The following is a 22,903-nucleotide window of genomic DNA, read 5'->3' on the forward strand; positions in this document are numbered from 1 at the left end:
TGATAAGGTAGTGTCTGCTAGAGGCACAGAACCTGATATTATTAATGCCAGTGTGAAAGCTTACATTGCGGGAGTTAATAGATTATTGTCCGATTAGGTGTTTGCATGTACATGGATAACATTCAGATTTTGGGTTTTAGGGCGACTATTGATTCAGTTGAAGAAACCCTTGATAAAATTAATTCTATTAAAAGTGACGATGAAATTATCCAGCTTTTGAATTCGGATTCTATCGTTTCAAAAAATCATATAATTCACGGTGTCAATCAGGCATATCTTGCATTTGAACGCGGTGAAAACTTGGCAAAGGATCTCAGTGTTGAAATAGTATTGAGATGTTCAGCTCAGCGCCAGATTTCAAAAGCTTTTAAAATTTTAGGCCTAAAAGAGGGTAATATGAATTTATGTGCAATCTTAATAAATTCTAATGATTACACTGAGGAGTTATCTTCTATTTTTACTAGGGATGATGATGTTTTAATTCCGGATAATGATAAACTAACTGAAATCTATAAAATTAGCGAAACCGAACTCCAAAACATGTCAGTCGAAGAGATAATTATTGACAGAATCACAAAACTTACAGTTGACATGTAACGTTGTCGATTATAATATCCAAATATTCTTTTTTAAGACATTGATAATCTAAATTTTTTATTTCAATGCAAATTGCTTTTTGTTTTACACGGTTATAGTTTGGACAAGTTGTAATAAATCCGCTTTTGTCTGTAATTAATGTCTTTTTCAAATCCCAACATATTGACTTTGCATCATCATGAGGTATAATTACATTAACCCCTCTTTTGCTTGGATGAATTGCATTAGGTATGTGTTTTTTTACATGCTCTGTTGCATCTAATGTAACCTCTAGGTTGTTGCTTACATTGTCAAGTTCTGAATATATACCACTGCATATAATTTCATTAGTTTTACTAAGTTTTTGAGGCACGCCTGTTTTTTTTAAAATCTCTTGATCGTTGGTTGTAATAAATCCGCCACTTCCAACATTAATCATTTTCGGCGAACCTGTTGATGCAATTATGATGTCACTGTATTTTCCATTTCCCAATCTGTTTTTTTTATCCCCAATTCCGGCAGATGCATCTTCAATAGTGGTGATGTCATTGTTTTTACAGTATTTAGAAATGCTTTTGATGTCTTGTTCGGCAGTATAACCTGCAAAACTTGTAAAAATTAATGCTGATTTTTCATTTATCTCTAATTCATCTAGTCTTTCTGCATTTATCAATCCTAAATCTGTTTTTAATGTGATGATGTTCTTATTTAAAAATTTTGCAATTTGCTTAAATCCATGCCACCCTCCTTGGTCAGGTATGATTATATCCCCTTCAATGGCTGAAAGTGCGATGAAAATACTATTGTTTCCACTTGAGGTGATTCTTGCCTCTTCGTGTTTGGTCATGTCTTTGATTTTTTCAATTGTTTTTTCTTCAAAGTTTTCATTAATGCCATTGTTTGCAACTTCGGCCATAATCTGGCATGTTCTTTTAGAGGGGGATTTGAATTTAAACATATCAATTTAATATTGTATGCTTATACTAAATATTACTTGTCTTTTGCCATATGGGATGCATGATTATGATGGAAATAATGATGTTATTGAATTCTTCAAATCGATAAAACCAGATTGGATTAAGTTTTGAATGTCGATGAGGTTGATATAAGAATCAGGATCGTATTTTTTTAATCGAGACAATTATTATCCTTTTTTAAAGTACATGTCTAATGTGGTTTGCTTTGTGTGAAGCATTTCATTTAATAAGGTTCCATTATTCACAAACCTGCTGATTGGCAATTTAAGTTTTGTTCCCGCATATTTCAAGCAGTCTTGCAATGTTTCAAATTCAATATATGGCCTTGCCATTGCTTCTTTGATGTTTTCCCTTACATTAAAAACACCTAATGGAACATAATCTTCATACGCTTCTCTTAAAATTAGAACTCCAGACTGTTTTTTGATATTTGAAAGGTAATCGAGAACCACCATTTTTGCGGTGTAGTAACAACCGCCCACTCTTGAATATTCTTTTTTGCCGGCATTTGTCTCATAATCTGAAAACATTAATTCCTCGTTATGGATTAATTTGATGAATGCTTCATACCACTCATATTGCCATTCAGTTGGGGTTAAAATGATTACATAATAGGTATTCAGCGCTCCGAATTCAAAGACTCTATAGGTGTCAAGAATATCGAATTTTCTGACATCTTTTAAAAACTCATCGGCTAATGTTGAGTCACATGCGGTAATTGACCAGCGGGTAGGAACGAGTCTTCTTCTATTTTTAGTTCCGATTGCACCTACAGAAAATGCCTTTTGCATTGCAGTAAATGGAACATCTTTGTCATGTAAATTCAAGACAGCTTCTGTTGCTTTCAAATCAGTATCATAAAATGTTTTTTCTAGCTGCTTGTCCCATCTGACTGCATCAATATCGAATTTTTCAATAACGGCACTTGGTCCATGGGGAGTGCTGTCTTCCGTGAACATGGATCCTGTCGGCCTTCTGCCGAATGTTGCCTCACTGTCAATTGATTTGGATGCAAGTGAAATATCTTGAAGTTTTTCAACAAAAGGATTTTCCAAATCATCAATTTTTATTAATTGTTTGCCCCTAACCAGCCCCATTCTATAGTTGATAATATCTTCTTGGGTTTTATTCTGCCCAATCCAGTCTTCCGGCGAGTCCATGATATGGGTGTCGCCCATTTGAGAGCTCATCATAGGTCCGGCATAGACTTTAGGATAGGACCATCTTCCAATAAAAACAGATGGCGGGGTGGTTCCTTCAAGATTTTTCCCAATTTTAACAGATTTCATTTGGATTTGTTCTGTTAACTTGGCTAAATATGCATTTTTTGTGGTTTTCATAATTATTCTAAAAAAAGTAAAAAAGTAAAAATACTAGAAATTAGTATTTTTAACAGAATTCGATGGTTGCAGGTGGTTTATCACTAATGGATAAAGCGACATGGGTAACTTCAGAAACTTCTGAGGTGATTCTTTGAGATATGGTTTTTATTAAATCCCAAGGAAGCTCAGCGACTGATGCGGTCATTGCATCAATGGAGTTGACGATTCTGACTACAACTAAGTATCCGAAGTCTCTTTGATCTCCTTTAACACCGGTTGCTTTGGTGTTGGTTAGAACAGCAAAGTATTGCCATACATCTTTATCAAGACCTGCGGCTTCAACTTCATCGCAAACGATTTTATTTGCTTTTCTACAGATTTCAACATTTTCTCTTGTAAGAGCTCCAACAACACGCACTCCAAGACCTGGTCCTGGGAAAGGTTGTCTGTAAACGGTAGTTGCAGGTAAATCGAGTTCATCACCGATTTCTCTTACTTCATCTTTGTATAAGTCGCGGATTGGTTCGCATAATTCCAATTCCATTCCGCTTGGAAGAGCCAAGTTGTGGTGGGATTTGATTTCGCCTTTGGTTTCAATCCAATCAGGAGCGATTGTTCCTTGCACTAAGAATTTGGCGTCGGATTTGATTGCTTCTCTTTCAAATACATCGATGAACACTTTTCCGATGATTTTTCTTTTTTCTTCAGGGTCTTCAACGCCAGCAAGAGCATCCATGAATTCGTCAGAAGCATCAACAAACTTGAAATTCAACCTGTCTTTGAATGTATTGGTTACTTGTTCAACTTCTCCTTCTCTTAAAAGACCATGGTCTACGAAAACAGCAGTTAAATTATCGCCGATAGCTTCTTGAACAAGAACGGAACAGACTGAACTGTCCACTCCACCGGATAATGCAATGATTGCTTTTTCATCACCGATTTGGTCTTTGATTTTTTGGATTGCATCTTCAATAAATTCTTTTGGGCTTAACATCTTATTCGCCGTCCTCTTCCTCGTAATCTTCAATTATTTGTTTGATCATAGCTTCAAGTCCATTATCATTGCCTGATTCGATGGCTTCGAAGATATCATCGTATTTAATGAATTTTTCGATTTTAACAGATTTTTCTCCGATTCCGGATATTCTGAATCCGTATTCTTCATCACCGATAGGGATGTTTACATATTGTCTTTTTAAACCCGCTTTGTTTTCAACAGCCTTGTTTTTTAAATCTTCAGCATTATCAATCATTGTTACACCTTGTTTTGACAGATTTTATAAAAGTTTTCAAAAATAACTGATCCTTTTGGAGTATGATGTACTTCAGGGTGGAATTGGATTCCATATACATCTTTGTCTTTATGTTTAAATGATTCAACATCACATAAATTTGAACTGGCTAGGATTTCAAATTCCTTAGGGATGCTTTTGACTTCATCCTTATGGGATGACCAAACGTCCATGTCCGGTGCCAGTCCTTCAAATAAGTTTTCATCGTTATCAATGTTAATTTTCACTTGAGCGTAGCTTTCGGTGTCGGAAGTGCTTACTTCTCCACCATAAGCCTTAGCAATCAACTGATGGCCAAGACAGATTCCTAAAATCGGTATGTCGAAGTGCTTGATATACTCTTCACTTAAACCGGCGCCTTCTAATGAAGGTCCTCCACCCAAAATCAATCCGATTGGATTTTCAGCTTCAATTTCTTCGATTGATGTTGTGTTTGGGATAAGTTTAGAAGGAATTTTCAAGTATTGCAAACTTCTAGCGATTCTGTGATTATATTGGCCTTTATTGTTAACTACTATTATTGTCATATTATACTCCATGAAAATATAATGATATTATTTTTGGTTTTTTTATTTATTATAGTTAACTAAGTATTTTTGATTTTGATTGAGTTTGCAATTTTTTCGATGAATTCTATGTCGCCGCCCTCAACGATAATCAGGTGATCGTCATCGTTGTAGACTCCTGCAATATCGGTGTCAATGATTCCCTTGACCCTGTGGTTTAAAATGAAAAAGGTTAAGTTTTCGGAGCTTTCATTGATCTTGTATTTGTTCTCTCCGTGCAAATGCCCAAGCAGTGATTTTCCGAAATCGATTTTATCGCCGGTATTCATTTCATAGGTGTTTTCAATGTAATGTTTGTCAAAAATGCTTATGGTGAGGTCTTTATCGGTACATATATAAGCTTTCCCAATATTATAATTTTCACTATCATATCTTGAGGTTACATCTTTAAATTTACTTCCTAACGGCACATCAATTGTAAATTCGCCGAAATCGTAAGGTTCCGTTTGCTCGGCATAGTAACTGTATCCAATCAGCATTGCCGCTGAGATGAAAAATATCGTGAAGTACAATATTATTTTTTCTTTTGGTTTCATCCAATCACTTAAAGTTTATATATCACGTCTAATAAATCAATGGTACATGGAACTTAAAGATTTAATATTTATAATTGCCGCTATTTTGATAGCTGTAGTATTGCTTAAATTGTTCATGTGGCTGTTGCCTGTAATTGTGGTCTTGCTTATAGCATTCTTTATTTATATTTACCTGCAGGAACGTTATAATTAGCCTTGCAGGTCTTCAAATGCGGAAGTTGCAGCAACTGCACCTTCTCCGCAAGCTACAACCCACTGCTTTAAGCCAATACAAACATCACCGATTGCATAGACATAATCTATATTAGTTTTTTGATTTTTGTCAATTATGATGTGTCCTGACTCATCCAAATTGACATCAAGTTGTTTTGCAAGCTCAGTGTGGGGAATGTATCCTACACTTATGAAAACGCCATTTGTTGGAATTTCACTCAATTCACCTGTCTTTGTATCTTTTAAAACAACTGATTCGACAAGCATTTCGCCTTTTATCTCTTCAACAGTTGCGTTTAGGATAGTATTGATTCCTGCTTCCTTAATCATATCTTGCAGGTGCTTTTGGGCTCTGAATTCATCTCTTCTGTGTACAAGGGTGACGTTGGCTCCGAGGTTTTTAAGGTATAATGCCTCCTGCAGTGCGCTGTTTCCGCCACCGACCATGATGATGTCGCGCCCAGCAAAGAAAAATCCGTCGCATGTTGCACAGTAGCTCACGCCTTTTCCCTTAAATTCCTCTTCGCCTTTTGCATCTAGAGATTGGTGTGAGCTTCCGGTTGCAAGGATTATTGTTTTGCTTTGGTATTCATCTTTTGTTGTCTTAACTGTGAATCTGTATTCATCTTCTGTTTTTGTAATTTCGGTTACTTCTTCCATTTCGTGCAGTTCGCAGTTTTTGACTGCCTGTTCTTTCATCTTTTCAATCAGTTCCAGACCGGAAATATTGTCAAAACCGGGATAGTTTTCCATTGCGGGGACTTCACGTCCCAATCCTCCAGTTAAGTCTCGGTCAATAATTAAGTTTTTTGTTCCTTGACGGCCGGCATAAATTCCAGCGGTTAGACCTCCAGGTCCTGCTCCGATGATGATAATGTCGTATTTTTCCATGGGAAAACCTCAAAATTTTTTTAGTTAAAAATATGTATAAATTTTAGATAACAAATAATTTCTGTAAAAAAAGAAAATGTTATGCATCCAATGGATGCATATTTATTTTTAATCGAAATCCATTCCAATCGTACCGGGCTCTTTTTTGCCGTTGAATACGTCAATGTCCATTGCTTTGTTTTTGAATGAAACGATTATTGTACAGATAGCGTCTCCGGTTACGTTTACTGCGGTTCTGAACATGTCCAGGATGTGGTCTATTCCGAAGATTATACCGATTGCCTCTACAGGTAATCCTACGGAATTAAATACCATAGTCAATGTAACGAGTCCAACGGAAGGAACGCCTGCGGTACCGATTGATGCCATTACAGCTGTAAAGATTACTGTAATGAGTCCTGCCATTCCCAAGTCCATACCATATGCCTGAGCAGCAAACATAACTGCACATCCCTGCATGATTGCAGTTCCGTCCATGTTGATTGTTGCTCCTAATGGAATGGTGAATGATGAGATTTCAGGTGAAACTCCCATTTCAGATACTTTTTCCAAGTTTAGAGGAATTGTTGCATTTGATGTTGAGGATGAAAATGCAAAGAACATTACTGGTATGAACCTTCTAAAGAATCTGATAGGGTTCAGTCTGGTAAATATGACAAGCAATGATGGATATACTACGAATGCCTGTACTGCAAGACCTACAAGTACACATAGGATGTATTTGGCCAGAGGTATCAATCCCTCAAATCCTAGTCCTGCAAATGTTTTTGCCATTAAACAGAATACACCGATAGGTGCGAATTTCATTATGAGAGATGTTAGTTCCATCATAATGTGATTTGCTTCAGTAAAAAAGTCAGAAACTATTTGCACTTCTTCTTTTAATTTAGCCAAGATAATTCCTATAAGCAATCCGAATATGATAACTGGCAGCATGTCCCCGCTGGCTAAAGAGCTGAACGGGTTATCAGGAACCATATTTAAAAGGGTATCTGTCATTGTCTGATTAAGAGTAACATTTGAGGTGTCTGCGCTGGCAACCATATTCAATCCTGCACCAGGTTCGATTAATGCTCCTAATGCAAGAGCGATAGAGACTGCCAAAGCGGTAGTTAAAAGATAAATTGCGATTGTTCGTCCACCGATAGTACCTATTTTTCTTATATCTGAAATTGATGCTGCACCAACTATAATTGAACAGAAAACCAGTGGTACGACCAGCATTTTCATTAATTTGATAAATAAAGTCCCACCTAAGTAAAATACATTATCAATTAAAACGATATCTTTAATAAATGGATCTGTGACGAAGAAGTTTAAGAACAAACCCACAAGAAAACCCAATACCATCCCAATCAATATCCAATTACTGAGACTAATTGATTTTAGTTTTGATAACATTATCCTTCCCCTAATATTTTTTGATTAAATATATGTTGTTATTAACTAATAAATTGTATTGAAAATATTCACATGTTTTGTGCAAATTGATATATATTAACAGAATTAAACTATTAATATGGACAAAATAAAAGATGCAGTTCAATTATTTGAAGATGGGTATAGGTGCTCACAGGCGGTTTTTGCAGCATTTTCTCCTGATTTTGGAGTTTCAAAGGATGATGCTTTAAAAATTGGGGCTTGTTTTGGAAGCGGAATGAGAAAAGCAGAAGTATGTGGGGCATGCACTGGTGCGTTAATGGTATTGGGCTTAAGATATGGGGATAATAAATCCGAAAGTGACAGGGCATGTGAAGAATTTTTGGATGAGTTTAAAGACGTCAACGGTTCATATATATGCAGAGATTTGCTCAATTGCGATATTTCAACAGAGGAAGGGGTGGAATATGCATTAGACAACAATTTATTTAAACAATTCTGTCCAAGAATGGTTGAATCCGCAGCAGAAATACTGGAAAAGATAATTCACTGAAAAACTATATTATTGCCCTATTACAGATAATTCAAAACAGCAATAACTATAAATGTGTTTAAGTTGTTATATAGAATCATGTTGAAAAATCGGGATTTAATCATAATGCTTGCGGCAATTTTTCTGCTTCTATTTATTGCAGGCTGTACTGCCTTTGGGGCACTTGGCTTTTTTACACCTCAAAAGGCAAATCCTGATGATGTAATTTTCGAAGCGATTGGAGGGGACGAATTTTTGAACGCAACCCTTATAGGATGCCGTAAAATAAGTGAGGAAAATATCCCTGATGGTAAAATCAGAACTTCCAATGGTGAATTTGGTTATTATAATGCGAAAAACATTAGTTATGTTGATGATCAGGGTAGAAAAGGGTATATTGTCGTTTGGAAAACGACTCCTGACAAATTCCCGTTCGACACTTCAGAAAACGTGAATCTATATTCATCTAATTATTTGCTTGATTATTATGCAAAATCGTTCATTGAATACTCCTATGAGGATAAGATGGTTTATGGAATCATTATTAGCTGTGATGATATACATTACACGGAATCTGAGTTGATATATGAAATATTGGGACTCAATCCAAACGGATTTAAGTTGTCCTATAGCGGTTCCGGAACTTCCACATATTCCATGGGCGGAGGCAACACCTATCACACTGTGGTGGGGGACAGGTACTCATTGTCTAGAAGCGACCCAGGGGCCTATTATGACCACTATGAATATGGAGATAACTATGAAATCGATGATTATCTTGAAGTTGAGGGCTATGATTAACAGGTTGGGACACAATATTAAAATTTTATATAATGAATAAAAGTTAAATCGATAGTGATGGTGTATTAAATGGAAAATAGAAATATTATCATAATACTTGTTGCAATAATTGTTATACTGTTGGCGTTAATTGGAATGACATTTTTACAAATGAATGCAAAGGAAGAAAGCAATCTAATAATCACTAGCAATTCAACTTTAAACGAACAGGATAGCATATTAATTCAGTTGACAGACTTAAATAAGAATCCTATATCCAACGGAGAGGTGGATGTCAAAATAATAGACAACGATGGTAAAGTTGCAGTTGAGCAATCAGTTCAGACAGATTCTAAGGGCAATGCAAAAATGGATTTCAATTTAAATCCCGGTGAATATTCTGTTGAGGCAACATTCGGTGGAAATAATGAGTATGCTCAAAGCAGTACAACTCAGAATTTGTTGATTAAAGAAAAAGTCATTGAAGCTTCACTGGTTTCCAGCTCCCAATCCTCATCCAGCTCCCAGTCATCCGATTCCTCCTCTTCATCAGGCAATCCCTATGATATCAATAATCTGCCTCCAAGCAACGACCCAAATCCTGAAACTAGAAGATTCTACATCGATGAAAACCATGTCAGGCAGGAATATTCAGACAACTACTTCAGCATTGTTGACTTGAGAACCGGTGATAGGCATGGAGGATTCTTTTAATTTTGGTCTGCCTTGATTCATGTTAATATTAAAGGTGGATGCAGATGTATCTGCCGATTTTTAATATTCATGTAGTTAGGATTGACTATTTTGTTATTGGGTTTCTGATATCTTTTAATGCATCTAAAAATTGATAAATATAATATTAAAGTCTTTCTTGCAATTAAATTTAGGAATTTTTATATACATATGTTTAACACAGTTTATATTGTAGAAAATATTTTTTTTTAATTTAGGGGGATATCATGGACAATAATAAACTTATTATCATCGTTTTGATTGCCATTATTGCCATTCTTTTAGTTTCATTGGTTGCAATGATGCCAAACATTAATAAACAGGAGACTAAGTTAACTCTTATGAACAATTCGATAAGTGAAGGAGATAATATAGAAATCTTATTAAGTGATGCAGATGGAATCTGTCTATCTGATGAAACAATCAATTTTAAACTAACTGGTGAGGATGGTGTAGTCATAAGTGAAGATGTCACAACTGATTCTGAAGGTAAAGCTAAATTGAAAGTCGAAAAAGCTGGAAAATACTCTGTCGATTGTACTTTTAAGGGTGAAGGCGAATATTCCTCTTGTTCACTTTCAGAAAATATTGAAGTTGAAAAAGCAACTACGGAAGTGGTCAGTGAATCATCTGCAGATAATTATCCGGAATATAATCCTGATTTGGGCTATTATCGATCAACTGGAATTGGAGAGTCTGAAATGAAGGTTGTTGAATTGGCCACTGGTCGTTATGTCGTAATTGCGGGGGATGGATATTATGACTATGGTGGTCAAGATGCTCAAGGAAATATAATCAGAGGTAATTTCTTGGGACATGGGGGTACAAGGATATATTAAACCTCCATTTTTTATTTTTTAAATTTTTTTTCTGAAATGAGATATCTCTGATTGTTTTTATGCAAATTATAAATTATTAGTGGGATTCCCATCAACTGCAATAACTTGTAATTTTGATTATGATAATGTGATTATGGTAGTTGGTAATGTAATGTATTCTTCTAGTTATTATTGTACTGAAGATATAAAAACAGCACATATGAATTAGCTAACTATATATCTGCTATAAATGGTTTAGTTATCTGTTTGTCATGTGGTTTTGGATATAACATAAAATTGCATGATTCCTGTCTAAATAAAAACTAATTTACTTCGGCTAGGGCATTTTTCAAGCCATGTAATCCTGGTTGAACATTCTCACAATTATTTTTAAAAAATATTCTATTTTTTATGATATTGCTAAAAAATCAATAGATGTCTTAAAAAACATTATATTTTAAGTCAGGAATTTCATTTTTAATATTTATTTTATTCAAATTTCAATCATAATTTATTTATAAAAAGTAAATCAAAAATCAATATTGTATTCAGTTGAATATGATATTTAATAAAAAAGGGTTATGATAATGAATTGTAGAAAGATTATGCTGGTAACGTTCATGTTGCTGGCTGTTTTGACAATTGGTGCTGTCAGCGCATCGGAAGATGTTGCTTTCGATGAACTGGCCGTTAGTGATGAGGTCGCTGATGTTCAGCTTCCTCAGGAAGATTTTGATGATTTAAGTATGGATAATTCAACCGTATTTTACCCTCTTGATGATGGTGAAGAAGGTGATGATCCTTATAATGTTGAGGTAGTCGATGAATTTGATGTAAATGATCAAAGCTTAGCAATAATCAACATAACATGTCCTGTAGATGAACAGAACGGTTACTTTGTCTTTAAGACTCTTAATGATGACTGGAGGGAACTTTATAGTTACACTTATGTAATCAAGGGAAGCGATCATGGTAATGTCATTCACATCACTCCTCAGGATTTGGGCATCACCGAACCTGGAGGTTATATAGTTCTCATCTATTGTGCAGAGGACCCTGAAGACCTCCAGGAGGATGAGGAAATCTTTGAGGCACACAGAGGTATAGAAGCTATCGACTATTCTCAATTCAGGTATGTCAGTTTGGACACTTTTAGACCTAATGCGCTTCTCATGGGGGACGTATTTGCGGTCTACTGTCCTGATGGCAGTTCCGGCACAGTCATTGTAGACGTTAGAAAAGAAGATGACGATGAATTTTTCCAATCATCCGCTAAGGACATCTTGGATAAGGATGATGAAAACATGCTTTATTGGTCATTGTCAGAATTGGAGATTTATGGAAAAGACGGCAGATACTCTTTCAATGTTTACCATATTGGGAGCGATGGCAGTTATGAGGATATCAGAAGAGATGAAGAAATTGAACTAGTAAGTCCAATCAGTATAGCATCATCTTCATATATTAATTCCACAATTCGTGGCGGACTGGTTTTGGTAGAAATTCCTTCCAATTTTGAAGATGGTGAAATATTGTTCATGATTAATGGTGAGGAAATATTCACAAAATCCTTAGACGAATTTGTTGCTGAGGGGGGCAATTCCCCTTACTGGAGATATGGCGACGGCTATGGAGGACCTGATGAAAATTGGAAGTACTATTGCATAGACAATTATCACTTCGCCTATGACTTTGAGAATGGAAATGAGTATGTAATCGGTGCGATTTTAACCCTCAATGGACAGTCTCCTTATCTGTTTACCGAGGAGGCGGAAGTCAGAATGATTGAGAGGAATATCGTGAGTGATGGCGATTATTCCATCGAAATCTTTGGCGAAAACGGTTATATATTTGAAGAATGGACATATGTAATCGTAATTACCGCCCCTGAAGATTCTGAAGGCACAGTGGAGATATGGGCTGATGATTATGATGGATGGAGCTGGGAAGGCTCTTTAGGTGACTTGAGCGGTTTTGATGAAGAAGAGGGTCAGTACTGGATTCTTCCGGAATTCTTTGAAGACTTAGGTCATGGTGATTACGTAATCTGTGTTGCTTACAACGATGAAGATGGCAATAGGGTCATTGACAACAGTGGATATATTGAATTCTATCGCGAGGATGATGAAGACGGCCCTATAGAAGACATTGAATTATCTTTAAATGCAGAAGATGAGGAAGAGCCGAAATTTGAAATAAGTGACAGTGAAATCATCGCTTATCTGCTGATTCCTGACAATGAGGAATTTGACGGCACTGCTGTAACAGTCAACGTCACTAGAAATGGAAACGACTTTGCTGCTTTCAATACGGATGAAATGGAATATGAAATCGATGATGTTAAAAAGGCTAAAAAATATCCTATTGTTCTAGATTTGACCCAACTCGGTGATAAGGACCTCTTAAGCATTGCTTTGGATTGCTTTGATGAAGAAGTTTGGGCATATGGAATTGAGATAGATGAGGATACAGCAATTTTCCATTGGTATGAGGAAATGATTGATTCATATGTTTTCGTAGGAAACATAACCACTGGAGACTTCAATGACCCTAACAGGATGGGTCCGCACCCTGACGGCCGTTTCATCGAATTGGCCATTCCGGATGCATTCAACGTCAGCGAAGGAAGCATTGTTGTTGACGACGGTTCCGGAACAATTATTGAAAAGTCATTTGATGATTTCGAAGATGTTCAATACCGTTATGAAGTTTTAGGAAATTCATATATGATTTCATTGGATGATTTTGACTTGATGAACCTTCCTGAAAACAGGAATATAACAGTCACTTTGAATTTCGAAAGCGATTCATTAACATTCAAACGTATCAGGCACGGCGATTATCTCGCTCAAGTCGTCACTCCCGATGATGTGGCAAAGTCATATGACATAAACATCAATGATGATGTCATGACCAGTAAAGAAGATATTGCAGTGGATATTGTAGGTATTGATGCAAACCCACAATCCATTTGGATGGATGTAGGTGAAGGCCAATTCAATGTATATGTAAATGACGAGAAAGTTGAAGGTTTGGGCAGACTGATTTATGAAAATTGGCTTTACCTTTCAGGCGTATTGGATGCGGATGAAGAAGAATTACGTGATATGGATATTGCTGCTGATGACATCGACATGCCTCTGGAAGAATTTGCAGAATTGAGCAGAGAGGAAAAGATTCAAATATTAAATGATACATTTAAATCAGATTATCCTGATGATATTACACTATTCCGCTTGACTTCCTTCCGTCATGGATGCCCTGAGCTTCACATCTCATTGGCTGATTTGAACATCACAGCTTCCGGCGAGTATAATATTAAGGTAACACACATTCCGGGAGACCCTGAAGACATTTTGGATCCTGATTATTTACCTGATTACAGTACAGAGATAGTAGAAACTTTAGTGCTTGAGAAGACTATTACAGTACAATATAATCCATCTCCTTTCATTTCAGCTGATTCTGTAACAACTCAATATGGAAAAGATGTAAATGTTACAGTCAATTTGTTTAAGGATGTTAGGGGCAATGTATGGTTTACCATCAACGGCAAAACCGATAAGGCTCCAATTACAAATGGTGTTGCAACTTACACAGTTTCCGGCTTGAAATATGGATTATACACTGTTGACATCAGGTATAGGGGAAGCGCTAAGTATGCTGACGATACAATAACCACATCTCTTAAAGTAAATAAACTTAGCGCACCGATAGTTTCCGTCTCTGCAGAAAACATAGGATTTAATGAAGATGCAACAGTCCTAGTTAATGTGGCGAAAAAAGTGAATGGTAACATTCATATCACTGTAAATAATGTTACTAAAGCAGCTCCAATTACAAATGGTGTTGCAACAGCCACATTCTCCGGTTTGGAAAGGGGTACTTATGAAGTAACTGCTCTCTATAAAGGTACTGCCAATATACTAAGTAAAACAAAAACAACAACATTTAAAGTTGTTAAAGGAACACCAATCATCTCTGTTGACGCGCCTGACGCAGGCTATGGATCAGATGCTGTAATCACTGTTAACTTGGGTAATCGCGCTAACGGTAATGTGCATATTACCATCAACGGTGTAACTGGAAAAGCTCCGATTACAAACGGTATAGCAACATATTCCATTTCCGGACTTAAACGCGGAACTTATGATGTAAACGTAATGTATAAGGGTAGTACTAATTACAACGCACAAAACTACACAACCACCCTTAACGTGGTTAAAGGAACTCCTATAACATCCATTTCAGTTAAAAACAATTATGTTGGCCGCGATACCACAATTGCTGTTAAGATGGCAAGCAATGTCAACGGTTTTGTTAAAATAACAGTAAATGGAGCTACTGAAAGGGTTCAAATAGTTAACGGTGTTGCAACTGCGAAATTTTCAGGCCTTAAGGCAGGTACTTATGATGTGAGTGCAGTATATGCAGGAAACGCCAACTTCGATGCCCAAAAATTCACATCCAATTTGACCGTGAACAAGCTTTCACCTGGAATTTCCATTTTAAAATCAACAGTGGACGGAAATCCTATGATAACAGTGAAATTGGCTGAAGATGCTCCGGGTAACGTATGGATTAAAGTCAACGGTTCATCATACAGAGTTCCGATAAGCAATGGTGTTGCAAGCATTTCCCTACCTAACCTCAAATCAGGAAGCCATGAAGTTGTAGCGACATATAACGGTAACTACAAGTACCTTGCGCAGACAAAAACAAGAACAGTTTCAGTAAAATAGGGATTAACCTCTCTATTTTTTCTTCTTTTTTTTAGTGATTAATTCTTTACTGGATTGGAGTTTTTTTGCAATTAAATTTCGGAATTTTTATATACATATGTTTAACACAATTTATATTGGAGAAAATATTTTTTATAATTTAGGAGGATATCATGGACAATAATAAACTTATAATCATAGTTTTAATTGCAATTATTGCCATTCTTTTGGTTGGGATAGTTGCAATGGTACCGAATTTTACTAAACAGGATACGAATTTGGTTTTTAAAGGCAATGCTACCTTGAATCAAGGTGATTCGATTAAGATTATATTAACCGATGCTAATGGAAATCCGATTGCAAATCAGAATGTAAATATAACAATCACCGATAAGGATAGGGTATCTGATTTCCATTCAGTTGTTACAAGCGCTAACGGTGAAGGAACATTTAAATTGGATAAGGATCCTGGAGACTATGAAATAACTGTCAGCTATGGTGGAAATGATAAGTGCAATGGATGCAATGCAACCCAAAAATTCACAGTTAAGGAAAAAGAAGAAGCCACCGCTACCCAATCAGGACCTACTCCTTATGCATACAAATCCGACGGAACTCCGATGTACAGCCAGGCAGAGGTGGACCAATACATGTTAGGTAAATATGGTATGGTGAACTACCATGTTGGAGGCAATGGGTACATTGACATGGATGAGCCTGGTTATGATGATGCAGGACATAGAATCGGTAGATGATATCTGTTTAATAAGCGGGTGTATATGCATCTGCTTAAAATTTCTTTTTTTACAAATTATTTTAATACAAAATCCTTTATTTTATCATAGATAATTCAACCATTTCAAAATTATATTGCAATTATATGAATTGCATTTCCAATATTTTTCAATGTTTCTTTTAATTGCAGATACTTGTGTAATTTTGTATATGGATATTCTCTGAAAATCTGATGGATTAAGAATATTTTTTTTAAAAAAAGAGATTATAAGTGTTTGTCTGACAAATTAAACACCAATGTTTTTTTTGAGAAAAAACCTGAGAGTAACAGGCAGTTATATAAAATATTATGTAATTAGAATATCAAAAAGGAATACAATAGGTCCATACAGATTCAGGGAGTTATACAATCTTAGTAGCAAGTCGTAGGGTATAATCACATGATGTATCAGGATTTTTTCTGTTATTTTTTTTTTTTTTAAATGTAAAAATTATTCACCATTTATTTTTTTTTTTCAAAACAAATATATATTAATTTAAAAATAATATTTATCAATTAATAATTACGGGGTTGTATATTTTGAAATTTAATAGGATTATGCTTGTCAGTATCCTATTGCTTATTTTAGCAATTGGTGCCGTTAGCGCGGCCGATGAAAACATTACTGACATGACGGATGAGGTTTTAAGCACGGAACCTGCAGATGAGCTTGAAGTCACACAGCCTGAAGATTTTTCTGAACTGGTAACATTGATAAAAGGCACTTCAAGCGGAAAAACTTTGACTTTAGATAAGGATTACATTAATGACGGAACTTACACCAAGGGAATCCTTATCTCCAAGAAAATGACTATCGACGGACAGGGTCATACCCTTGATGCAAATCAAAAATCAAACATTTTTAGAATCAGCAACGACCAGGTAATATTGAAAAACATCAATTTCATCAACACTTATCATGCCACTTATTCTGCAGTTTATGGAGCATGCACAATAATCAACTGTACTTTTACAGATTGCATATCTGAAAAAGATGGAGGTGCAATATACCAAGGGACAGCCTACAACTCCTCATTTATAAACTGTAAGGCATATCTTCCCGAACTTTCATGGGAACATGAAGATATTAACTGGAATTATGTTTGCAGAGGTGGTGCAATATACAATGGAGACGCTTATAACTGTACCTTTATGAACTGTGAAGCCAAATATCTCTATTATGATGGTGTGGTCAACATTTATACTAAAGGTTATGGCGGAGCCATTTATGACGGCAATGCATATGATTGCTCTTTCATAAAGTGCACTTCAGTAGATGGGGGCGCAGTTGTGGGAAATGTTACAAATTGTTCTTTCATAAACTGTTCCGTTAACAATTATGGCGGAGCCATCTTCAGTGGAACCGCATATAATTCATCATTTATGAACTGTAAAGCTTATCGCAGCGAAGATGAATTTGACTATTATGACAGCAAAAATCATGAAGCTTGCAAAGGCGGTGCAATATACAATGGAAATGCATATAACTGTTCCTTTAAAACTTGTATAGCAGAATATATTTATCAAGATTGGGAATGGGATGCTAAGGGTTATGGCGGTGCCATTTATCAGGGAAACGCTTACGATTGTTCTTTCAGTGAGTGTATTTCAGTAGATGGAGGTGCTATTTATCAGGGAGATGCCCACAATTCTTCTTTTGAAAAATGCTTTGGCACTAGTGTTGGTTGGTCTGTAGGTTTTGGTGGTGCTATTAATCAAGGTGATGCTTTTAACTGCTCTTTTGTGACTTGCCACGCTTATTCCGGTGGTGCAATTTATGATGGTAATGCTTATAATTCTTCTTTTATAGGTTGTTACGCATATGACGGACCTACTATTGCAGGCTCGGGTGGTGCAATTAGTAGAGGTGATTCATATAATTGTTATTTTGAATGTTGCTCCGCCGGTAGCGGCAGTGCCATTTACTACGGTAATGCCTTAAACTGTTCTTTTGTAGAGTGTTACAATTGGCAATACGGTTACGGAGGCGTTATTTACATGGGAAATGTCTCTGATTCAATATTTATAAATTGCTCTTCTTCCAAGAAAAACCTAATTATTAAGGGAAACTACAACAATTGTACTTTCATCCCACTCACTTTATCCAGCTCAAATTTAACTGTAAATTACGGAAATGGCGGAAAATTGCCGATTAAAACATTATCCAATGGTATAAACATTGAAGGAATAACTGTAAATGTTAAAATTTACAAGGACAATCAATTAATCAATTCATTTTCAGCTGTTTCAGGTTCAGACTTAAACATTGACGCCGCACCTGGAAAATACATCATCGCATTGGCATGTGCAGGCGCCGACCCGTTAAATGTTAGTCTTGTTGTCAATAAGGGATCTCCAAAACTAACACTTGCAAATGATTTTGCAAAATCCGGTGAAACAGCAAACGTTAAAGTAACAATGTCTAAAAAGTCAACAGGATTTGCAAGAATCACCATTAACGGCGAAACATACCGTGTGCCAATCAGTTCGGGTGTTGCATCAGTTGACATTCCAAACTTGGCAGACGGATCATATGCCGTTAAGGTAACATACGGAGGTAACGTATATTTCAATGCTGAAACAATAACAGGCACATTCCATGTTGGCAAATTCAAACAAGGAATGCAACTTGAAACTCAAAATATTACAGTAGGAGATACTGAAAGAATAACTGCCAAACTGGCCAAGGACGCAACAGGATTTGTCAGATTCATAATCGGAGAAGATACCTACAAGGTTGCAATCGAGAACGGTGTTGCCTATGTTGACATCGATGATTTGACAGTCGGAACTTATAGCGTTACATTAAAATATGGGGGAAACTACAAGTACAATGTTGAATCAATAACAGAAACATTCAATGTGGCCAAGCCCTCTCCAGGATTAGAATTTAGAATAGTACATGACTATTACGATATTGGTGCATCTCCTGAAATTGAGGTGCATTTAGCTAGCGATACAACAGGATTTGTCAGATTCATAATCGGAAATGAAACCTATAAAGTTCAAATAGGAAATGGATGGGCTAGTATTAAGCTTTCCAGTTTAAAAGCAGGACTCTATAACCTTATTGTAAAATATGCAGGCAACTACAAATACCGTGCGGAAACAATAACAACCTCTTTCCAAGTAGGCAAAACAACTCCTGAAATACAGATTGAAACCACCAACATTAAAGTTGGTGAAACAGAAAGAATCACCGCTAATTTACCTACGGATACGACAGGCTTTGTCAGATTCATAATCGGAGAAGATACCTACAAAGTCCAACTGAAAAAAGGTGTTGCCTATGTGGATATTGCAGACCTAAAAGCCGGAACATACAGCGTTACAGTAAAATACGCAGGCAACTACAAGTATAATGCGAAAACTGAAACAGCAAGCTTTACAGTAAGCAAGATTTCACCGGGCATTTCTGTTGCAAAGACCACTGTTGGCGGAAAAACCGTTCTTACTGCAAGCATTGCTGCAGATGCAAGAGGAAACATCAATTTCAATGTTAAGGGAAACACCTACAAAGCTCAGATAGTCAATGGTGTGGCAACCGTTACACTGCCTGATATGGCACCCGGAACATATACTCTTAAAACCAGCTACGGCGGTAATTACAAGTATCTTGCAGAAACAAAAACACGTTCAATAACAATAAAATAGAGATTAAATTCTCTATTTTTTTCTTCTTTTTTTATTTACTAAAAATATACTGGAAAACAAATTTTCCATTCAGAAATATATATTAGCTTTAAAAAATTAATCATTAATTAAGTTTTAAAAAAATTTTTTAAGGGGTTGTATATTTTGAAATTTAATAGGATTATTTTTGTCAGTATCCTATTGCTTATTTTCGAAATTGGTGCCGTTAACGCGGCCGATGAAAACATTACTGACACGACGGAAGAGGTTCTCAGTGTAGAACCTGTTTACGAACTTGAAGCTGCACAGGGGGACTTTGCTGAACTGTCAAGTTTGGTAGAAAACACTTCCAGCGGAAAAACATTGAAATTAGAAAAGGATTATGTAAACGATAAATCCAGTAGTGAAATAAGAATCTCAAAGGAGATTACCATTGATGGACAGGGCCACACCATAGATGCAAATAAAAAATCAAGCATCTTTGTTGCAACCGATTACAAAGTAACACTGAAAAACATCAATTTCATTAATAGCTATGGTAATTATGGTACCGTTTATGGAAATAAAGATAGCACAATCATTAATTGTACTTTCACTGATTGTAGAAGTTCTGGTGAAGAAAATAGGGGAGCCATTACTGGCGCAAGCGCTTATAACTGTTCTTTTAAAAATTGCAATTCATGGTATGGAAGCGCCATGTGCGATAGTAATGCATATAATTGTTCATTTGTAGATTGTAGTGCTGACTGTGGTGGAGCAATTTTCCAAAGTAATGCTTATGATTGTTCCTTTAAGAATTGCTATTCTCCTGTTGATGCCGGAGGTGCAATCTTTTACGGTAACGCTTATAACTGTTCCTTTGAAAGTTGCCATGCATGTGGTGGCGGTGCAATTTGTTTCGGTAACGCTTATGACTCTTCCTTTGTAGATTGTTACTCTGAAGATTATAATGGACATGGGGGTGCAATTTGGGACGGTGATGCTTATAACTGTTCCTTTATAAATTGTTACTGCTCTGAAGGTTATAATGGACGTGGAGGTGCAATTTGGGACGGTGATGCTCATAACTGTTCTTTTAAAAGTTGCCATGCCTATGCCGGCGGTGCTGTTTCTAAAGGTAATTCTTTTGATAGCTCTTTTCTAAACTGTTATGCTGTCGAGGATAATGGAGGGGCCATTTCCAATGGTAATGCAACTAATTGTTACTTTGAAAATTGTTATGCTGCCGATGAATCTTGTGGTGGAGCTATTGGTTATGGTAATGCATATAATTCTTCTTTTGTAAATTGTAAAGCCGCCGGGGACTACGGTGGCGCAATTTTTCATGGAAATGCAAATGATTCTTCATTTATAAACTGTCATTGTGAGTTCTATGGCGGCGCTATTTTTATTGGTGACGCTTATGGTTGTACTTTCTTAAATTGCTATTGTGCAGAGGGAGGTGCCATTTTTGGAAGTAAAATTATAACAAATTGCTTATTCATAAATTGTTCTTCTGTCGAATTTTTTGGTGAAGGTGGTGGTGCTATTTGCGAAAGTAATAATGCAAATAATTGTTTATTCATAAATTGTTCTTCTAATCGTCATGCAGCAGTTATGTATGGGGGCCGTATTTTGGATTCCTATTGCGTAAACTGTCATGACGCCTATAATGATGAGCTAACCTATCCGACTGCATGGAGTGAAGAAAATTACAATGAAGGAAATTATGCATTCAAATCCGATTCACCGTTCATCTATGGCTATGCAGCATCTTACTCTCTTGATTCAAGTCAAGTAGTTACAGTAGTCGTATTAGCAAGCGATGCAACAGGTAATGTAAAATTCACAATCAACGGAGTTACCAAAAAAGTCAAGGTTGCAAACGGAATGGCAAAAACATATTTCAATGATTTATACAAAGGAACATATCCTGTGACTATCCAATATGAAGGTGACGGCAACTATACAAGTGATACAATAACCACCTCAATCAAGATAGATAAGAAAAATGCCATTAAATCAGTTTCATCAAAAGACATTGAATATGGCGAAGATGCAGTAATTACTCTCAATGTCGATGAAAACGCTCCCGGAAACATTGAAGTTACCCTAAATGATGTAACTCAAAAGGTTAAAATAACCTCCGCTACATTGAATGTCAAATTCAGCGGATTGAAAATAGGATCATATGATGCAATGGTGAGCTATTCTGAAAATGATAAGTTCAATGGTCAAAACATGACCACAAGCTTTAACGTTGTCAAAGGAACACCAATTGCTTCCGGTGCTGTAGACCCTAATCCTGTCGGTTTCGGTGATGATGCAGTTATCAGCGTTAACATGTCAAACAACAAGATTAACGGTAACGTATGGTTTACAATCTCAGATGAAAACAAAACCAAAATCTTAACCGATAAGATTCACATTGAAAACGGCACTGCAACCCGTGCAATTCCAGGTCTCGGCTTAGGCAACTACTACCTGCACCTATACTACGCAGGTACCACACGCTATAATGCCCAAACAATCAAAGGAACCTTTGAAGTTGTCAAGAAAACACCGATAGCTTCAGTGAACGTTTCCAATTGGGCTCCAGGGGAAGATGTGACAATCAGGGTCAAAGTCAACAATGTAAACGGTAATATCTGGTACACCATCTCAGATTCCAATAAAACCAAAATCCTTACCGATAGCTGTCATATTGAAGATGGCTGGGCAATTATTTCAGTTCCGGCGTTGAGTGTGGGAAAATACTATCTGCACATCTATTATGCAGGCAATGTCCATTATGCTGCTCAAACCATCAAATCCAGCTTTGAAGTGACTAAAATCTCACCGGAGCTGTCAGTTGCAAAAACCACTGTTGACGGAAAAACTGTTCTTACTGCAAGCATTGCTGAAGATGCGCGTGGAAATGTGAAATTTGAAGTCAACGGAAGCACATACAAAGCTCAAATAGTTAAAGGTGTAGCAACCATTACACTGCCAGATATGGCACCCGGAACCTACATACTTAAATCCCGCTATGGGGGCAATTACAAATATCTTGCAGAAACTAAAACACGTTCAATAACAATCAAATAGAGATTCATTTTCTCTATTTTTTTCTTCTTTTCTACCAGCTATTCTCCATTGCATATTATTTCTCCTAGCATTGGCCATTTAACTACTTCAATG

19 protein-coding genes (1 of these 19 running past the window's edge) are annotated in these 22,903 nt (G+C 36.3%); 11 read left to right on the forward strand and 8 right to left on the reverse strand.

Annotation, left to right across the window (positions count from 1 at the left end):
• On the forward strand, positions 1 to 97 hold the end of the coding sequence (locus tag TL18_RS03255) for a (R)-citramalate synthase (protein ID WP_067041251.1). 1,373 nt of this gene lie to the left of the window's left edge; the window shows 97 of its 1,470 coding nt (coding positions 1,374–1,470); the start codon falls outside the window, past its left edge; its stop codon occupies positions 95 to 97.
• Between the two features lie 8 nt (positions 98 to 105).
• Positions 106 to 597 (forward strand): KEOPS complex subunit Cgi121, encoded by a 492-nt coding sequence (cgi121, locus tag TL18_RS03260; protein WP_231483657.1) that lies wholly within the window; start codon positions 106 to 108, stop codon positions 595 to 597.
• Here cgi121 and TL18_RS03265 read toward each other — a convergent pair.
• The 6 genes from TL18_RS03265 to TL18_RS03290 all read right to left on the reverse strand — a co-directional run bounded on the left by TL18_RS03265 (position 581) and on the right by TL18_RS03290 (position 5,269).
• Complete coding sequence (locus TL18_RS03265) at positions 581 to 1,492, reverse strand: DegT/DnrJ/EryC1/StrS family aminotransferase (protein WP_231483659.1); 912 nt, start codon at positions 1,490 to 1,492, stop codon at positions 581 to 583. The two genes, cgi121 and TL18_RS03265, sit on opposite strands and share 17 nt — an antisense overlap.
• A gap of 228 nt (positions 1,493 to 1,720) precedes the next feature.
• Entirely contained in the window at positions 1,721 to 2,893 is a 1,173-nt protein-coding gene (locus tag TL18_RS03270; RefSeq protein ID WP_067041256.1) for an Nre family DNA repair protein, read from the reverse strand.
• Between the two features lie 49 nt (positions 2,894 to 2,942).
• Positions 2,943 to 3,869 (reverse strand): glutamine-hydrolyzing GMP synthase, encoded by a 927-nt coding sequence (gene guaA / locus TL18_RS03275; RefSeq protein WP_067041259.1) that lies wholly within the window; start codon positions 3,867 to 3,869, stop codon positions 2,943 to 2,945.
• Position 3,870: 1 nt separating this feature from the next.
• A complete protein-coding gene (locus tag TL18_RS03280; RefSeq protein WP_067041262.1) occupies positions 3,871 to 4,128 on the reverse strand; it encodes a hypothetical protein in 258 nt (85 codons plus the stop codon).
• 2 nt (positions 4,129 to 4,130) lie between these two features.
• Entirely contained in the window at positions 4,131 to 4,694 is a 564-nt protein-coding gene (locus TL18_RS03285; RefSeq protein ID WP_156064538.1) for a GMP synthase subunit A, read from the reverse strand.
• 59 nt (positions 4,695 to 4,753) lie between these two features.
• Entirely contained in the window at positions 4,754 to 5,269 is a 516-nt protein-coding gene (locus TL18_RS03290; RefSeq protein ID WP_067041264.1) for a hypothetical protein, read from the reverse strand.
• A gap of 46 nt (positions 5,270 to 5,315) precedes the next feature.
• Here TL18_RS03290 and TL18_RS11095 point away from each other — a divergent pair, with 46 nt between their 5' ends.
• A complete protein-coding gene (locus TL18_RS11095) occupies positions 5,316 to 5,462 on the forward strand; it encodes a hypothetical protein (protein ID WP_197031845.1) in 147 nt (48 codons plus the stop codon).
• On the opposite strand, the gene trxB is transcribed toward TL18_RS11095, so the two are convergent.
• A complete protein-coding gene (gene trxB / locus TL18_RS03295) occupies positions 5,459 to 6,373 on the reverse strand; it encodes a thioredoxin-disulfide reductase (protein WP_067041267.1) in 915 nt (304 codons plus the stop codon). The genes TL18_RS11095 and trxB overlap by 4 nt on opposite strands.
• A 108-nt stretch (positions 6,374 to 6,481) precedes the next feature.
• Positions 6,482 to 7,774, reverse strand: a complete 1,293-nt coding sequence (locus TL18_RS03300) for a dicarboxylate/amino acid:cation symporter (RefSeq protein ID WP_067041270.1) — start codon at positions 7,772 to 7,774, stop codon at positions 6,482 to 6,484.
• Between the two features lie 118 nt (positions 7,775 to 7,892).
• Between TL18_RS03300 and TL18_RS03305 the strand changes: the two genes are divergently transcribed.
• The 8 genes from TL18_RS03305 to TL18_RS03340 all read left to right on the forward strand — a co-directional run bounded on the left by TL18_RS03305 (position 7,893) and on the right by TL18_RS03340 (position 22,810).
• Positions 7,893 to 8,306, forward strand: a complete 414-nt coding sequence (locus TL18_RS03305; protein ID WP_067041272.1) for a C-GCAxxG-C-C family protein — start codon at positions 7,893 to 7,895, stop codon at positions 8,304 to 8,306.
• Positions 8,307 to 8,384: 78 nt separating this feature from the next.
• A complete protein-coding gene (locus TL18_RS03310; protein ID WP_156064541.1) occupies positions 8,385 to 9,086 on the forward strand; it encodes a hypothetical protein in 702 nt (233 codons plus the stop codon).
• 69 nt (positions 9,087 to 9,155) lie between these two features.
• Positions 9,156 to 9,779 carry an Ig-like domain repeat protein gene (locus TL18_RS03315; protein ID WP_067041279.1) on the forward strand — a complete coding sequence of 208 codons (624 nt, stop codon included), beginning with the start codon at positions 9,156 to 9,158 and terminating at the stop codon, positions 9,777 to 9,779.
• 245 nt (positions 9,780 to 10,024) lie between these two features.
• Positions 10,025 to 10,636 (forward strand): Ig-like domain-containing protein, encoded by a 612-nt coding sequence (locus TL18_RS03320; protein WP_067041282.1) that lies wholly within the window; start codon positions 10,025 to 10,027, stop codon positions 10,634 to 10,636.
• Between the two features lie 566 nt (positions 10,637 to 11,202).
• The gene (locus tag TL18_RS03325) at positions 11,203 to 15,357 is read left to right on the forward strand and encodes an Ig-like domain-containing protein (protein WP_197031846.1); all 4,155 of its coding nucleotides are present in this window, start codon (positions 11,203 to 11,205) and stop codon (positions 15,355 to 15,357) included.
• Positions 15,358 to 15,509: 152 nt separating this feature from the next.
• Positions 15,510 to 16,091 (forward strand): carboxypeptidase-like regulatory domain-containing protein, encoded by a 582-nt coding sequence (locus tag TL18_RS03330; protein WP_067041288.1) that lies wholly within the window; start codon positions 15,510 to 15,512, stop codon positions 16,089 to 16,091.
• 560 nt (positions 16,092 to 16,651) lie between these two features.
• Positions 16,652 to 19,765: an Ig-like domain-containing protein gene (locus tag TL18_RS03335; protein WP_156064544.1), complete on the forward strand. Its 3,114-nt coding sequence runs from the start codon at positions 16,652 to 16,654 to the stop codon at positions 19,763 to 19,765.
• Positions 19,766 to 19,909: 144 nt separating this feature from the next.
• A complete protein-coding gene (locus TL18_RS03340; RefSeq protein ID WP_067041293.1) occupies positions 19,910 to 22,810 on the forward strand; it encodes an Ig-like domain repeat protein in 2,901 nt (966 codons plus the stop codon).
• Positions 22,811 to 22,903 lie beyond the last annotated feature (93 nt).

Source organism: Methanobrevibacter sp. YE315 (genome assembly GCF_001548675.1).
In the GTDB taxonomy this organism is placed as follows: Archaea; Methanobacteriota; Methanobacteria; order Methanobacteriales; family Methanobacteriaceae; genus Methanocatella.

What these genes read in the sequence shown, in the direction of transcription:
- cgi121 (WP_231483657.1), top strand. Translation starts at nt 106, where the DNA reads ATGTACATGGATAACATTCAGATTTTGGGTTTTAGGGCGACTATTGAT.
- TL18_RS03265 (WP_231483659.1), bottom strand. Translation starts at nt 1,492, where the DNA reads ATGGCCGAAGTTGCAAACAATGGCATTAATGAAAACTTTGAAGAAAAA.
- TL18_RS03270 (WP_067041256.1), bottom strand. Translation starts at nt 2,893, where the DNA reads ATGAAAACCACAAAAAATGCATATTTAGCCAAGTTAACAGAACAAATC.
- guaA (WP_067041259.1), bottom strand. Translation starts at nt 3,869, where the DNA reads ATGTTAAGCCCAAAAGAATTTATTGAAGATGCAATCCAAAAAATCAAA.
- TL18_RS03280 (WP_067041262.1), bottom strand. Translation starts at nt 4,128, where the DNA reads ATGATTGATAATGCTGAAGATTTAAAAAACAAGGCTGTTGAAAACAAA.
- TL18_RS03285 (WP_156064538.1), bottom strand. Translation starts at nt 4,694, where the DNA reads ATGACAATAATAGTAGTTAACAATAAAGGCCAATATAATCACAGAATC.
- TL18_RS03290 (WP_067041264.1), bottom strand. Translation starts at nt 5,269, where the DNA reads ATGAAACCAAAAGAAAAAATAATATTGTACTTCACGATATTTTTCATC.
- TL18_RS11095 (WP_197031845.1), top strand. Translation starts at nt 5,316, where the DNA reads ATGGAACTTAAAGATTTAATATTTATAATTGCCGCTATTTTGATAGCT.
- trxB (WP_067041267.1), bottom strand. Translation starts at nt 6,373, where the DNA reads ATGGAAAAATACGACATTATCATCATCGGAGCAGGACCTGGAGGTCTA.
- TL18_RS03300 (WP_067041270.1), bottom strand. Translation starts at nt 7,774, where the DNA reads ATGTTATCAAAACTAAAATCAATTAGTCTCAGTAATTGGATATTGATT.
- TL18_RS03305 (WP_067041272.1), top strand. Translation starts at nt 7,893, where the DNA reads ATGGACAAAATAAAAGATGCAGTTCAATTATTTGAAGATGGGTATAGG.
- TL18_RS03310 (WP_156064541.1), top strand. Translation starts at nt 8,385, where the DNA reads ATGTTGAAAAATCGGGATTTAATCATAATGCTTGCGGCAATTTTTCTG.
- TL18_RS03315 (WP_067041279.1), top strand. Translation starts at nt 9,156, where the DNA reads ATGGAAAATAGAAATATTATCATAATACTTGTTGCAATAATTGTTATA.
- TL18_RS03320 (WP_067041282.1), top strand. Translation starts at nt 10,025, where the DNA reads ATGGACAATAATAAACTTATTATCATCGTTTTGATTGCCATTATTGCC.
- TL18_RS03325 (WP_197031846.1), top strand. Translation starts at nt 11,203, where the DNA reads ATGAATTGTAGAAAGATTATGCTGGTAACGTTCATGTTGCTGGCTGTT.
- TL18_RS03330 (WP_067041288.1), top strand. Translation starts at nt 15,510, where the DNA reads ATGGACAATAATAAACTTATAATCATAGTTTTAATTGCAATTATTGCC.